At 38.6% G+C, this 13,983-nt stretch carries 21 protein-coding genes; all 21 read left to right on the forward strand.

Annotation, left to right across the window (positions count from 1 at the left end):
- Positions 1-86: 86 nt before the first annotated feature.
- The 21 genes from ACYFX0_RS19430 to ssb all read left to right on the forward strand — a co-directional run bounded on the left by ACYFX0_RS19430 (position 87) and on the right by ssb (position 13,871).
- Positions 87-419: a nucleotidyltransferase domain-containing protein gene (locus ACYFX0_RS19430; RefSeq protein WP_460271517.1), complete on the forward strand. Its 333-nt coding sequence runs from the start codon at positions 87-89 to the stop codon at positions 417-419.
- On the forward strand, positions 406-792 hold the full coding sequence (locus ACYFX0_RS19435; RefSeq protein ID WP_221660447.1) for a HEPN domain-containing protein: 387 nt from the start codon (positions 406-408) through the stop codon (positions 790-792). The genes ACYFX0_RS19430 and ACYFX0_RS19435 overlap by 14 nt, the downstream gene beginning before the upstream one ends.
- A gap of 17 nt (positions 793-809) precedes the next feature.
- Entirely contained in the window at positions 810-1,142 is a 333-nt protein-coding gene (locus ACYFX0_RS19440) for a hypothetical protein (protein WP_460271519.1), read from the forward strand.
- Between the two features lie 292 nt (positions 1,143-1,434).
- Positions 1,435-2,013: an IDEAL domain-containing protein gene (locus tag ACYFX0_RS19445; RefSeq protein WP_460271521.1), complete on the forward strand. Its 579-nt coding sequence runs from the start codon at positions 1,435-1,437 to the stop codon at positions 2,011-2,013.
- A 96-nt stretch (positions 2,014-2,109) separates the two neighbouring features.
- Positions 2,110-2,268 carry a hypothetical protein gene (locus tag ACYFX0_RS19450; protein WP_460271522.1) on the forward strand — a complete coding sequence of 53 codons (159 nt, stop codon included), beginning with the start codon at positions 2,110-2,112 and terminating at the stop codon, positions 2,266-2,268.
- 19 nt (positions 2,269-2,287) lie between these two features.
- On the forward strand, positions 2,288-2,602 hold the full coding sequence (locus ACYFX0_RS19455; RefSeq protein ID WP_460271523.1) for a hypothetical protein: 315 nt from the start codon (positions 2,288-2,290) through the stop codon (positions 2,600-2,602).
- A gap of 105 nt (positions 2,603-2,707) precedes the next feature.
- On the forward strand, positions 2,708-3,313 hold the full coding sequence (locus tag ACYFX0_RS19460) for a hypothetical protein (protein ID WP_460271525.1): 606 nt from the start codon (positions 2,708-2,710) through the stop codon (positions 3,311-3,313).
- 60 nt (positions 3,314-3,373) lie between these two features.
- Positions 3,374-3,586, forward strand: coding sequence for a hypothetical protein (locus tag ACYFX0_RS19465; protein WP_460271526.1), 213 nt, complete (start codon positions 3,374-3,376; stop codon positions 3,584-3,586).
- A gap of 25 nt (positions 3,587-3,611) precedes the next feature.
- A complete protein-coding gene (locus ACYFX0_RS19470; protein WP_221660453.1) occupies positions 3,612-3,773 on the forward strand; it encodes a hypothetical protein in 162 nt (53 codons plus the stop codon).
- A 225-nt stretch (positions 3,774-3,998) separates the two neighbouring features.
- On the forward strand, positions 3,999-4,184 hold the full coding sequence (locus ACYFX0_RS19475; RefSeq protein ID WP_221660455.1) for a hypothetical protein: 186 nt from the start codon (positions 3,999-4,001) through the stop codon (positions 4,182-4,184).
- 38 nt (positions 4,185-4,222) lie between these two features.
- The gene (locus ACYFX0_RS19480) at positions 4,223-4,459 is read left to right on the forward strand and encodes a hypothetical protein (RefSeq protein WP_460271529.1); all 237 of its coding nucleotides are present in this window, start codon (positions 4,223-4,225) and stop codon (positions 4,457-4,459) included.
- A 224-nt stretch (positions 4,460-4,683) separates the two neighbouring features.
- The gene (locus tag ACYFX0_RS19485; RefSeq protein ID WP_460271530.1) at positions 4,684-5,067 is read left to right on the forward strand and encodes a hypothetical protein; all 384 of its coding nucleotides are present in this window, start codon (positions 4,684-4,686) and stop codon (positions 5,065-5,067) included.
- 120 nt (positions 5,068-5,187) lie between these two features.
- Positions 5,188-5,670 carry a hypothetical protein gene (locus ACYFX0_RS19490; RefSeq protein WP_460271532.1) on the forward strand — a complete coding sequence of 161 codons (483 nt, stop codon included), beginning with the start codon at positions 5,188-5,190 and terminating at the stop codon, positions 5,668-5,670.
- A gap of 102 nt (positions 5,671-5,772) precedes the next feature.
- Positions 5,773-6,372 carry a hypothetical protein gene (locus ACYFX0_RS19495; protein ID WP_460271534.1) on the forward strand — a complete coding sequence of 200 codons (600 nt, stop codon included), beginning with the start codon at positions 5,773-5,775 and terminating at the stop codon, positions 6,370-6,372.
- Between the two features lie 78 nt (positions 6,373-6,450).
- Positions 6,451-6,978, forward strand: a complete 528-nt coding sequence (locus tag ACYFX0_RS19500; protein WP_460271535.1) for an HD-GYP domain-containing protein — start codon at positions 6,451-6,453, stop codon at positions 6,976-6,978.
- A gap of 112 nt (positions 6,979-7,090) precedes the next feature.
- Positions 7,091-10,567: a DNA polymerase gene (locus tag ACYFX0_RS19505; RefSeq protein WP_460271537.1), complete on the forward strand. Its 3,477-nt coding sequence runs from the start codon at positions 7,091-7,093 to the stop codon at positions 10,565-10,567.
- 351 nt (positions 10,568-10,918) lie between these two features.
- On the forward strand, positions 10,919-11,548 hold the full coding sequence (locus ACYFX0_RS19510; protein WP_460271538.1) for a hypothetical protein: 630 nt from the start codon (positions 10,919-10,921) through the stop codon (positions 11,546-11,548).
- A gap of 498 nt (positions 11,549-12,046) precedes the next feature.
- On the forward strand, positions 12,047-12,199 hold the full coding sequence (locus ACYFX0_RS19515; protein ID WP_460271540.1) for a hypothetical protein: 153 nt from the start codon (positions 12,047-12,049) through the stop codon (positions 12,197-12,199).
- A 15-nt stretch (positions 12,200-12,214) separates the two neighbouring features.
- The gene (locus tag ACYFX0_RS19520; RefSeq protein WP_460271542.1) at positions 12,215-12,736 is read left to right on the forward strand and encodes a hypothetical protein; all 522 of its coding nucleotides are present in this window, start codon (positions 12,215-12,217) and stop codon (positions 12,734-12,736) included.
- Between the two features lie 28 nt (positions 12,737-12,764).
- Entirely contained in the window at positions 12,765-13,364 is a 600-nt protein-coding gene (locus ACYFX0_RS19525; protein ID WP_460271544.1) for a hypothetical protein, read from the forward strand.
- An 18-nt stretch (positions 13,365-13,382) separates the two neighbouring features.
- A complete protein-coding gene (ssb, locus tag ACYFX0_RS19530; protein WP_460271546.1) occupies positions 13,383-13,871 on the forward strand; it encodes a single-stranded DNA-binding protein in 489 nt (162 codons plus the stop codon).
- Positions 13,872-13,983: the final 112 nt, after the last annotated feature.

Consider the following 13,983-nt stretch of genomic DNA (forward strand, 5'->3'; position numbering starts at 1 on the left):
TTGACTAAAATATAATAAAATGGTATATTATAGTTACAAGCAAGAGATAAGCAAAGTTACAAGCAAAGTTACAAGGAGTGGTTAAGGTGAACGAAAAAGCGCAAAAAGAATTACATACTTTAGTGGAACAAATTACTAACACAAACCAAGAGGTTGTTAAGGTTATCTTGTTTGGCTCATATGCGTACGGGTCACCTAATGAAGATAGTGACTTTGACTTATGTGTGTTAGTGAATGATACCGTTGATAATGTAAGAGAGATTCGAAAACAAATACATTTAAGTGTGTATGAGGTTATGGAGACACCAATCGATTTAATGGTGTATCAAGTTAGTAAGTTTAAAGACAGAGCAAGCAATGTTGTTACGTTAGAATATAAAATAGATAAAGAAGGAGTGGTTTTACATGGTGAACAATAAAAACGCAGTAGAGTGGTTTCAATACGCTACAACGGATTTAAAAAGTGCAAAGTTTTTAATGGGTATGCCAGAACTTCCTGTATCTATTGTTTGCTATCATAGTCAACAAAGCGCTGAGAAATATCTAAAAGGTGTAATTGCAGCTCATGGCGGTGAAATCGTTAAAACACATAGCTTAGTGTATCTATTAAAGTTATGTAGCAAGTACGATAAATCCTATAGAAAGTTAATTAAGGATTGTGTTGAGTTAAACGATTACGGCGTAGATGTACGTTATCCTTCAGAGAATAAGGTAAACGAAGAGGATGCAGAACGTGCGTTAAAGAGCGCTGAGAAAATCGAAAAATTTGTAACTAGAAAAATCAGAATCTAATAAAGGAGATGACAGGTATGTCATATAAAAGTAAGTTAGGTATTACGGAGGATATTTTAAGTACAGAAATAGATGCGTATTTTAAGAAACTAGGTTTTTATGTAAGTGTAATGAAGCCGGATATCGTCGATGAGGATGTGTATGCAAAACTGGGTATGGATGCTCCGGCATTGCAGTTCGATGCAAGACAAGAGGATAGATACATCCATGTGTATATGAATGCGAATGAGGTGTACGTGGAACATTTGGATAATGTAGACAGCATCTTAATTTGTGGAAACCACCATGTGTTTAGTGAGCCACCAAAAACGGTTGAAGAAGTAGAGGATGTTTTAAATGAACTGGTTTAAAGGAAAGTAAACACCAGTTCGAAAGTGGAAAATAAGTGCGTAAAGGATGGAGAATTGTGTCTCTATCCTTTTTATTTTTGTGACTTTATGTGTACTTAGGGTTGACTTAGTGTTGACTATAAATATACGAACAATGACAGCAAATAAAGGAAGAAGAGTGGGAAGTACATGTTGTGATTTAACGTAGACTTAATGTGTACTTAAAGTTGACTTCCTTGATAAGAACCATAGATATAAAGGAGGAAAAAGATGGTTTAATTGAAGTAACAAATTCGGGTAGAGGTGATGGGTTATGCGTACAATTGATAAAAATAGGGAGTTTGTCGGGTGGTTACTGGCTGTAGGTAAATTTAAAACGAAGCATGTAATCGGTATTCTTGCACATGCAAAAAAGTTTAACCATACGCTCGAAAATATTCAGTTTTTATCTGATGAGGAATACAAGGCGCTTACAGGTAAAAGAAGAGTGTTGGTCGTTAAAATGAATCGTTACTTTGAGGAGATAGAGGGAGCTACAGAGTTGCGTGTTTTAGATGTGGATGGGACATATGATACGCGTAATTTAGACGATGCGCTGCGAGGGTTACGAATAGGTGGCGGTTCTCCTTTCTACATGTACATCCAGATGGAGGATATTGTGGGGGAGGATAACTTCACATCGGTTACAGAAAAGGTAAGTGAGTTTGATATAGAGGCTCGAACAGGGTCAAAAAGTGATGAACTAGCCATACATGAGTTTCGAGACATTGCTCGAGCAGTTGCAGATGAGGTAACGTATCGTAAAGAAATTGATAAAGCGTTAGATGACCGTGACGAACCTCGATTCCATCGGTTAGTAGTGGCTTATAAGAAGAAACATGGGATGAAATAAGGGCGGGTGTGACCTGCCTTTTCTAATTCAAAACTATTGACCAAAATATAAATAAATGGTATATTAAGAGAAGATAAAACAGAAGGAGATGGTGGTATGAGTCACGAATTTAAAGGGTTGAGTGTGGGGGATAAAGTATTCTTCAAGCCGGATAAAGAATGGTATGTGGTGGAGGATATTGTATTAGATACCGTGTATGCGACAGATAAGGATGGAAATCCAGTCAGTGCTATGAGTGAAGATATAGAATACTAAGCAAAGGAAGGGAGTTCGTATGACAGTAGATATCCGGTTAACGATGGAAAGGTTGCAGGTACTTGCAGATAGAGGACGTACTTTGCAGCAACTTCTAGCTGTAACAAAAGAAACACAGGAACTAGTGAGCGGTGGGTTCGAGGAACACTTCACTATGTCTTGGGTTGTACTATATAAAGGCATTTGTTATGTGGTTGATATATGCAAGATTCCGCATGGGTATCATGTAGATGTCTGCGAAGAGGGGACTAAGAAAATCCGATGCATGGATATAGAATCGGATGATTTGAATGAGTTTATTGCAGATTTAAAAGGGTTAATAGGTGTGAGTTAAGGCGGGTAGGTATATTCGCCTTTTTCTTACACTCAAACTATTGACTAAAATATAATAAAATGGTATAGTAAAGACAGATAAAACAAACCGAAAGGGTGCTGTGAAATGTCTTATATTACAAAACTAGCTGATATATCTCGTAAAATTAAAGAAGAAAAAATAACTTCTGAAGATAGAAATAATGTAGATACAATTACTGCGATTCAAGAGGTGCAACATGAATTAAGCGGGTTAGAGATGCGAATGGCAGTATTAGTAGATTTGGGTAAAATCGGTGCTTTCGGGTTAAGTGGAAAGACAATCGCTGATTTACATAGAGTGTTTAGTATTGCAAAAGAGAACCTAATAAACGTGTTTGCGTTACACTACGATAATTACGCAGAGATTACAGTGGAGTTCCGAGGTCAGAGGTTTACAATGATTTTGTCTGAAAAGAGAAATTATTTTGAAGTGTTGGTGTACAACATGAACGGTGATGAGATTATCTATAGGGAGAATGTAACTGTAAAAGATAACTTATACGACGTAACCCTCCATATAGCTAATAAGTTAACGAAATACATGGGTGGATTTATTGAGTGTGCGGGATGTCATGATGGAATCAAAAAAGAAGATGTTGCAGGTAAAATCTATGCAGGCTCGTTCTGTAAAGAGTGTTGGGAAGAAAAAGGATACAAGCAAGAGGCAGACTTTTATAGAGCTTTAGATTGATGGTAGGCGTTCCTACCATCTCGGTAGGTAATAAAGACGATAGGTTAAGGGGTGTATGTTGTGGCTACAGGTAAAGGGTTTAAAGTCAAACCATCTGATATACCGAATGAAATTACGCTTGTACTAGGTGAGAAGGATAAATGTCTGTTTGCACAGATGCTTACAGACATGTTGATTCCTGCTGAGGATGCTGCTAGTAATTTTCAGAGTATATACAGACGAGGGTTACATATGGTTTATAACGAGAGTTATCCAGAAGACAAAGTATTTTAAATTAAATGTATAGGGGTGAAAGGAAATGATAATGTTTGTATTGCATGAAGATGAGACAGATTTCTTTAATTTCACAATACCCAACGAGCGATTTAAAGTTGGGGATAAGGTGGAGCGTGAGGATTTAGATGGGACGTATGTGGTTGTTCATTGCGACCCAGTGACGGTTGCAGTGAAGCCAGTTTAAGGGATATATGTACCGATTTTATTGTGAGGTGAGAAGATGGTTAAAACTTGTTTTGACTGCAAGTTCTATGATGGGTGGTGCTGCATGTACAACTTATCGGTTAAATCAATACTCAATGAGGAAGACGCTACAAGCAAATGCTCGGATTATAGTGCAGGTAAATACGACGAGGAATCGTTAGAGAAAAGTGAATACAAATAAGGTAACGAACTAGGAGGAGACAGAATGAGAGATAAGACGTCAATGGTTATAGGTTCTTTGTTAGGTATGAAAAGACATGGTTGGTGTAATATAAGTAAGAGTTATAGTGAAGAAATTAAAATTATCAAAAACGTACTTGAAGAGTGTGGGGAAGCGTACACCACCTGTGAATCTGATAAACAAGTAAAGTTTTTTGTTAAATATAAGTAAGGTTAAACTTTGTAGGAATTGGGGGGGGGGGGAGACTTGTGAACACAATAATGATTGAGTGTGGTCAAGGTATTGAGGCAAGTAAAGATATGCAGGATATAGTTAAAGTCTTACAGGATAAAGGGTATATTGCTCAAACTGATAAAGATAATGGTGTAGTGAAATTAGTTAAACAAACTAAAGATGAACCTAGTATAAAGAAATCATTTGCAGAAATATGGGAAGGCGTTGAAGAGGAAAAACGAAAAGGGAGATGGGACTCAGATTTATTTTGAGAGTTAAACCCGACAAGATAGCTAGTGTAATATTGTTTACGTATGGGAAGGTAGGTGGTGCGTCGTGGCAATTAAGAAAGGGAATCATGAGGGCTTATCGTTATCTTCTTGCTGTCATGCTAAATGTAAACGAGGGTATAAATTAGCCCAAGACTATAAATCTATTTATTGTTGCAATTGCGGTAAGAAACAAAACTAACTAGTAAACAAAAGGGGGATAAACAATGAAAACAGTTGAACAGGTAGTAGAAATGTATAAAGAAAATACGATTGATGGGAGAGACATTTCTCGTTTGACTCGGTTCCTTACAGAGGAGGAAATGGGCAAGTTAGGATTCGAGTTGAAAGATGAGTATAAAGAGAATTATAAACCTGTTGAATTTAATCGTGAAAACATCTTGGAAGCCTTGGAGTCCGATGTTGAGTTCGGTTTGGAAAAGGCAAGAAATCAACGAGGTATTTCGTCTTCTCTTATGTTCCAAGTAGTAATGATGTGGAATTGGATTCTAGAAGAAGGGTTGGAAGACTGGGACGAGGATAACTACGCTCCTTATGGTATGCCGTTATTCAAGGCGACTGCAGATAAGTACGGTTTCGATAGTAATTAGGTTAATGGGCTGCTGTCTGGAAACGGGTAGTAGTTTTTTAACGTCCTACTGTTGACTAAAATATAATAATATGGTATAGTTAAGACAGTAAGATAAACAAACAAAAGGGAGCGGTTATATATGAACATTGCTATGAAATTAGTGGAATTTGCAAGAAACGTTAAATGGGGAATTTTAAATCCTGGTGATACATATAAAGAAGATGCAGTGGAAATGATTCGTGAAGTACATGATGAGTTAAATGATTTAAATACAATGAAAGTGGCTGTAATTGTTACGCTAGAACAGTTAGGTGAGTTAGGAAACAAGGGTAAAACAATTTCTGACTTAGCTAGAATGCTTAGAGTAGCTACAGAAAGCATGAAGACAGTAGTAGGGTTGGAATATGAGAATCATACAGAAATCAATCTGGTTTTTCAAAACAAACGGTACAGAATGTGCGTAATGAAAAATACTACAAACTGTGAGGTTCGTGTATATACGCTAGACGGTTCTAAGTGGATATATAGAGAAATTTTAAACAGTGAGGTTAATGTGGGGGATGTTTCAGATGCTTTGGCTAGTACATTAGTAGGTTACGAGCAGGATAAGCAGTACAGTTAAGGTAGGGAACTCCCTACCTTTTTCTTTTACCTAAACTATTGACTAAAATATAATAATTTGGTATAGTATAAGTAGATAATACAAGCCGAAAGGGTGTTGTACATGAGATTTTTAACGAAATTAGCGGAGTTTGGTGGAACAATTAGAAATAAACGAAAGTTTTACGATAACGAAGGGAAAGAAGCGCCAATTGAATACAAAGAGTATTTAGATAAAGCTGATGTGGTTGGTATGGTAAGTCATGTGCAAGATACGGTGGAATGCTTAGGTATGAAAATGAAAGCAGTTGTACCTTTTGATAACCTGAAGAGAATGGCACGTGATGGGGTGACGTTAACAGAGTTGGACTACACATTTAATGCGACGGTAGAGAGTACGGTGAATGTGTTTGGTTTAACCTACGCTAACGACGCTAATATATTGGTTCAATATAAGGATAAGCAATATAAGGTGCTTACGATGATGGCTTACGGAAAGTTCGAACTATATGTGTGGGAAAGTAACGGTTATATCAGTATAGATTCGTTTAAAGTGTGTGAATCTGAAAGTTTACAGGTTGTTATTGATTGGTTAGAGGTTACGTTAAATGACGATATCAGAGGGTTGGTTGTATGTAGCCACTGTAGAAAGAAAATACCTGCGGATGAGGTAGCGAAAGAGGTTTTCTCTAGCCGTTATTGTGGTACTTGCTCTGGAAAATAAGATTGTAAATATAAAGGGAAATAGATGTAATAAGGAGGCTCGAATCGGGTCTTTTTATTACAGAATGGGGGAGTTTAGGTGAAAGTGTATGATGTGGTGGTTGCTCGTTCTGGAGGGATGGAGTCGCATGCAATACGGACAGCAAAAGGGGCGAAGGACTTTGGTAAGTTCTTAGGGTTACCTAAAAAGAATATAGGGTCATTGATTATAGGAGCTATGTTTCACGATAACGGTAAGAAATATGTACCTAAAGAGGTATTAAATAAGCCGGGGAAGTTGATGGCGGCTGAGTTTGAGATTATTAAGAGCCATGTTACGTTGAACAAAGTAAGGTGTGAAGATAAGGATGCCTTAGATATTGTTATGCAGCACCATGAACGTGTAGATGGTTCGGGGTACCCATTAGGGCTTCAAGGGAATCAAATTAATTATTTAGCTAAGGTGTTTGCGTTAGTGGATGTATATGATGCGTTAACGAGCGACAGAGTATATAGAAAAGCTTTCCCATTCAATGTAGCGTTAGATATTATGAGGGGTATGGTCGGTGTTAATTTCGATGCAGACTTGTTTGATAAATTTGAAGAATTTATACGGGAAAATAATTAGAGAGTCTTTTTAAGACTCTTTTTTGTTTTGATAACGAGTTCCTGATATTCCTTCCCAGATAGTGATATGATAGAGGCAGATTATTGTTTCGGAAGAGAAAGGCGGGAAAGGAATGCATTTTTTACGTAAAGGTGAGAAGCCCAAAAAGAAAGTATCTGGGTCAGTGGATTTAGGTGACGGGTATGTTGCCCGTTATGTTGCTACGTCTGCCCGTGAACATGTAATGGGGTATAAAGATGGTGAATTAATTGCATCTATTTACATGTCAGCTAGTTTCATTAAAGAGTTAGATGTGGAAATGGATAAAATACAGGTGGCAGGGGATTACGAAAGATTCCTTCCAGTTGTAGGTGTTGGGGTAAAAGAAGAGGATGAAATTCCTCATATTGAGTGGGACAACACGGCTAAAGGTAATTCTAACAAAGTAAAGGGAATGGAATATGAGGATTACGTAGACACAAGTAGTCAGAAGAACGCCATTAAGAGCGGGATTGAGGACTACTTATATACCAATGTCCCGTTACGAGTGCTGCAGGAGGAAAATGATTTATCTTGGGCAGAACGAAAAAATTACCGCATCCTAATTGAAGATGATGAGATTTTGGAGTGGATTGAAGGTTTAAAAACAACTAATGAAATTGTAGGGTTCGATACCGAGACGTCTGGCTTACTTACAAATAGAACAAAGCGGGACGTGTTAGTGGGAATCTGTATGAGTTACGAAGATAATACGGGAGTGTATTTCCCTCTTCGCCATGAACGGTATGAGAACGTAAAAATGGGTGAGAAACGTTTACTGCATTTATTGAGACCGTATTGCGATAAAAACTACAAAACAGCTAAAAAGTTAGTTACGCATAATGGTCAGTTCGACTGGCGTGTTATGAAGATGTTTGGTTGGAGATTAAATATCGTATATGATACGTTAATTCGTCAGGCTATTAAAGAGATTGCATCTGCTTCAAGATTACGTAAGTTAAAGGATATCGCCCGTGCGGTATTACACGTAGATGTTGTGGAATTAGAGGATATGTACGAGAAACGTACAAAAACCGATTTAAAACTAATCTACGATGCAATTCAATCTGGAGCAAGTGTAAATGATATAACAAGATTCAAGTTCAGACATCCGGTTGAAAAACAAAATGATGTGCTTGATTTCCGTTATGCGAGTCGCGAGTTCAGTGAATTATACGGACCCGCCGATGCAGATTTCCCTCGTTTAATCCATCAAATTATGGATAAGGATTGGGATGAGAGTTTAGACTTCATTTATCGCTTGGAAGTGGCGTTAATTCCTGCTCTTGGGGAACAAGAGTATTACGGGGTTAAAGTAGACAAAGAGGGTATTGAGGGGCTGTATGAGGATACAAAACGTAAAGTCATGGAGCTAGAGACAGAAATATATCAGGTGGCAGGACGTAAGTTTAAAATCTCGTCACCTCAGCAAAAAGTAGATGTGTTGTTTAACGATATGAAGATACCTGTAAAACCTCGTTATAAAACGAAAAAAGGCGGGATTTCTACAGATAAGAATACGATGGATGATATTGCGCAGTATAAGAACAATGATGGGTCGGCAAAATACCCGATTGTTCCGTTACTGCAGGAGTATTCAAAACTATCGACGTTAATTTCAAACTTCTATTCTAAGCTACCAAAACTGGTTATTGACGGGTACTTATTCCCTAACTATAACTCGACACGGGCGGAGACGGGACGTTTAACATGTTCCAATCCAAACGTACAGCAAACAGAGCCGCAGACACGTAAGTATATGATTCCGGAAACGGATGAATACTACTTCCTAATCTGTGACTTCTCGCAGGTAGAGTATCGATTGATGGCAGGGTTAAGTGGAGAGACAAAGGTTGTAAACTTCTTCCGGTCTAACCCAGAAGCCGATTATCATATCATGGCGTATGCAAATATGATGAACAAAGCGTATGAAGATGTAACGTCAAAAGAGCGTAAAGTAGGTAAGGTGTTAAACTTCGGTACGTCTTACGGGTTAGAGGATGCAAACTTAGCCCTAAAACTGTACGGGGATGATACACCATACCATCAAAAAATGGCTCGTGAAGCTCGTAAACGTTACTTTGACGGTGTACCTAACTTACGTGACTACTTCGAGGATGTACGAGATAGAGCCGAGGTTACAGGATATACAGAGACGTTATTTAAACGTCGTCGTAACATTCCTGAGTTCCAAACGTTCGGTAAAATTCCGGAATATAAACGAGGTTCTGGTCGACGTAAAGCGGGTAACATGCCTGTACAGGGAACAGCTGCTGATATCATGAAGATGGCAATGTATCGTATTTACATGTTCTTCAAGAAATACGGTTTCAACGAGGAAAAAGTACGTATGGTATTGAACGTACATGATGAGGTGTGCGTACAGGTTCATAAATCGATTAACCCTTGGTTAGCAACTGCAATTATGCGTGAGGCTATGGAGATTGACTTCTCTGCAAAAGGAATCCCGCCATTATACGTAGGTGCAAACGTTGGTTACTGTTGGAAAGATGGTAAAGTGGACGAGCTTGAGGCTCCGGTTATTCTTATGGATGAAAAATGTGCGTGGGCTATGGAGAAATTCAAAGCAGGGGAAGAGCTTCCTGTGTATGATGACCCTCGTACGTTCTGGGAAAACCAAATTAACGAATTTGCGGTACGTGTTATTGCTGAGGAAATTGAAAAAGACGGTGTTAAAAACTTAAAAGAGGCGCATAAAAACGGTCGTATTATTAAGTACAGTCACCACTTTGGAGATGCAGCCGAAGCAATGATTGTAGAGGTACTAAAACGTGGTAAAGATGCAGTATATGCAGACCTTAAAAATGTAGTAGAGTTTAATAGTATTTTAGCTAAAAAGCTGCTTAAAGCTTGTATGAAACGTATAAATGAAAAAGGACATGAGACAAAAGAACAAGCACTTAAAGACAGCGGTTTAGAAAATGCGTTGAAATACTTCGGTATGTTCGCAGGTAACGTTGTTGAGTGGTTAATGGAAACGGAAGGCGACGTTGATGCGGTTCTAGGTAATGTAAGACATGCGTTTGCAAACAAAAAACAGGTAAAACCTGTTGGGTTTACTACAGTTAATAAGAAAAAGAAAAAAGGTGAAGAGGTCGAAGAGGACTTTGTGTCTGTTGAAGATAAGATGAAGAAGATGCTTCGTTATAGCAAGAAAAACAATATGTTCACGCTTCGAATGGAGAAGAACGATTACGAGCTATTCTCGTTATTGGATTCTATGCTTGTCCCTGCGGTAAATAAACATCTCTTTAAGGAAAATACAAAGTTTACAAACTTTACGCTTGTATACGATGATGGAACAGAGTATTTCCGTAGCGGTGAGTTATGGGTAGGTAATTTCTTACCAATCTTAAAAGATATGATACTGGCACATCTTACGGATGGGAACTATCTTGGTTTCCGTGATAGAATCGATGAGGTCGGTTCAAAACTGGTAGCTACAGAAGAAGAGGTGCAGGCAAAAGAGGACAATAGTATCTCAAAAATCACATCTGCAAGAGAGGCAATTGCTCAGCAACAACGTAAAAGAGCGGCGGCAACTCGATAATAGGAAGGCAGTAGACTCATACGGGTGTACTGCCTTTTTTATACTTTAGATTTGATAAGAGTTAGGCAGTTTAGTCACGCAGCAGGTGGTATGCTACGAGTATAGAAAACACGAAAACAAATGCAGGGGGTTGTTTTAATGAACGGTTTATATGAACAATTTGAGGGTCAAAATATCCAATTGTCTGATGGGTATGAAGATGAAATGATGGAGCAGTTAATGGCTACGGGAGATAATTACCAATAAGACAGTAACGAGTTGTAGAAACAAAACTGATACGGTAACTAAATATATGAGGTAAACAAAGGTCTAGTTGTTTCTAGACCTTTTTTCTATGGGAGGTTATTAGGTATGACAACACAGGAAGATAAAATAAAAGCTAGTTTAGAGTTTTGTAGAGTGACGATAGATACATTGTTGCGTAGTGAGTATGGGCTAAGGTTACAAGCTCCGGTGGTTGTGAATCCTTATCTGCGTAAAGCACATGGGTTAGTGCAGGTAGCTTCTCTTAAAGGTATAGGGAAACCTGATTTAAGAAAAACGAGAATTGAGTTCAATAAAAAGGTTTTGTTAAACGCAAGTAAAGAGCATTTGCGAGGGGTTGCAAGGCATGAAGGTGTACATTATGCATTATTGGTGCTTGGAAAGCCCTATAGGGACGGTACAAAGATGTTCGAGTCTGAAATTAGAAGGTTAGGAGTTCCGAGTAATTTCGGTGAAGTTACAGAAGAGAGTAGGGAATTATATAAAGACTCAATTAAAGGGTCGTTGTGGTATTCCTGTGAGTGTGAGACCTGCGGGAAGTTAGCAAAGATTTGGAAGAGAACACCACCTAAAGGTGCGGTGCAGAAAATGGCTCGGTATCGCTCTAGTTGTTGCCGTTCGAAATTGGTCTATAAGGGCGGAGAAGATGCGCAGGTAGTTATGGGTAGAGTTGTAAAACAAAACGAGGAAAGCCGGGCAAAACGGGGCTTAAAATAGGTAAAGGGTTTTAGAGTAAAAGAAACATAGAATTAGGGGAAATGAAGCTATAAAACTAAGATAGAAAAGGGGCTGATGTTATGTATGGAGATTCACTGACGGTAAAAGAGAGATGTGCATTACATGCGCTATGGGTGAGTTTGGCTTCGTTCTGGGGTGCGGTAGGGTACGTAATATATCGACTGGTAGCAGGTGCATAGGATGTGGAATCCAGTATTGTTTGGAGTTTTAATGCTAGGGGTTTCGTTGGTACTTTGCGGAGTGGTTACCCATCGGTTAGAGATAAGCAAAAAGAAAAGGTTAGAGAAGGAACGTAAGGTATACAAGGAGACAAAGAAGAAAGCACAGTGATAGGAACAACACAATAGATAATGAACAATGATAAGAAAGGCAGAGTCACAAATTCGGTTATGCGTTAAGATAGAGGTAGAAAACCTTTTGAGCTGTAATTCGAAATAGGCGCTGTCTTTTTTTGAATTAAGAAAGCAGGTGGTTTAGTTGAAGCAAGGCGTATTTGCAGACGGGAAATGTATCACGACGTTTGAGGATGAAGCGGAAGCAAATAAGGAGTTTGCTATACTGAATAAACTGATGCCTACTCGGTACGAGTTACGACCTGTGGAGGGTAAAGAAGGTGAATATAGTCAGTAAATGGAGGGATAAGTTGTGAGTCGGATACCAAAAATGCCGGGGGATTTGTATTTATTTCCGGTAGCAAAGAAAGAAGTAAAGAAGTTAGATATCCTTAGGTTACTGAGTGCTATCAGACATATGGAAACGATGCAGGATAGCGGATTCCAAAAACTAATGATAACGTTCAGCGGGTGGGACGATAACCCGAATGATATTTATGAAATCCCTGAGATTCGTGCGTGGGTAAAGATGGTTGTGGAGCGTATACCGCATATTTTTTATTTCATTACGGATATTGAGAAGATGAATAGTCTAGTAGCTTGCTGCTATTTTGATGTTTTGGTACATCATGAGGGTGAGAAGTTAACGGAGAAAGAGTGGGCGGAGCGTGGTCAATTTACAGTAGACTCTCGACCTACCAATCGCATTGCAATTACGTGGGATAAAGAAAAACTAACTAAAATCCGTAAAGGGTTACTGGATTACGGAGAAAAGGTTGGTCAATCAGATTTAGCAAATAAAGCGTTCCGAGATATTACAGCGGATAAAGAATAGGTAATGTAGGGGTCTGTGAGGTGTTGTTGTGTATACATCATTATGTATAAAGGATTTTGAGGGTTGTAAGCGAGGGGACTTTTTTGATACGTATGAGGAAACAAAGTATACTTATGTTAGAAAAGAAGATGGTAACAGTGGCGAGTTTATAAAGATACTCAGTAGGGAATTTAAAACTTACTTTTGGCACACATTTGATGCGGTGTTTGTTCCCCATGTGGTTAAAGAAACAACGTTTAAGTTCTTCTCAATTAAACTTACAAAGGATACAGATTACGATGAGTTTTATAATTTTGACTTTGACTTAGAGACAAAGTACTTGAGGAGAATCCAAAGAGAAGTTATCTACCCTATCCATCGAATAAAAGATAGGGATTTTCTTAAAAACTTTTCAACCACATTGAATTACACGTTAGGTAGTTTAGTAGAGTTAGCGAAAATGCATAAGGATACAGATGTAGATTTGGATGCTGAGATTACTCGAGCGGCAAGCTACTGTAGTGAGTTAGAGACTTTGTATTTTAGTGCAAACAAATTACCTAGATTACAGGTAACACATATGTTAGAGGAACATCATACGCATATGGATGCGATTGTGAAAACGATGAAAGAAATGAATAAACAATAACATGGAGGTTTGATACCAATGATGAATAGGGTCATACTGGTCGGGCGATTAACAAAAGACCCCGATTTGAGATACACACCAAACGGGGTGGCGGTTACTACATTTACGCTTGCAGTTAATCGTCCTTTTGCGAATCAGCAGGGGGAACGTGAGGCAGACTTCATTAATTGTGTGATATGGAGAAAGCAGGCTGAGAATGTAGCAAACTATCTAAAGAAAGGTAGTTTAGCAGGGGTTGACGGACGCTTGCAGACACGTAACTATGATGGACAAGATGGTAAACGTGTGTATGTTACGGAGGTTCAGTGTGAGTCAGTACAGTTTTTAGAGCCACGTAACGGCGGAGCGCAGCCGTACCCACCTGCGGGTAACGGTGGAAGTCAATTTGGCAATCAAGGTGGAAGTCAGTTCGGTACTGGTGGAAACTCTGGGTTTAGGAAAAACGATGACCCGTTTAGTAGCGCAGGACAGCCAATTGATATTTCGGACGATGATTTACCATTCTAGGTTAAGGGAAATAGATGAGGCTAGTGAAAGTAGGCAATAGGTAATGTAAACAACAACGCCGTTGCATACCTTTCTGGGTACGCATGTAGCTGTCTTAAACGTTATATGAATT

The sequence above is a fragment of the Bacillus sp. NEAU-Y102 genome, from assembly GCF_054788175.1.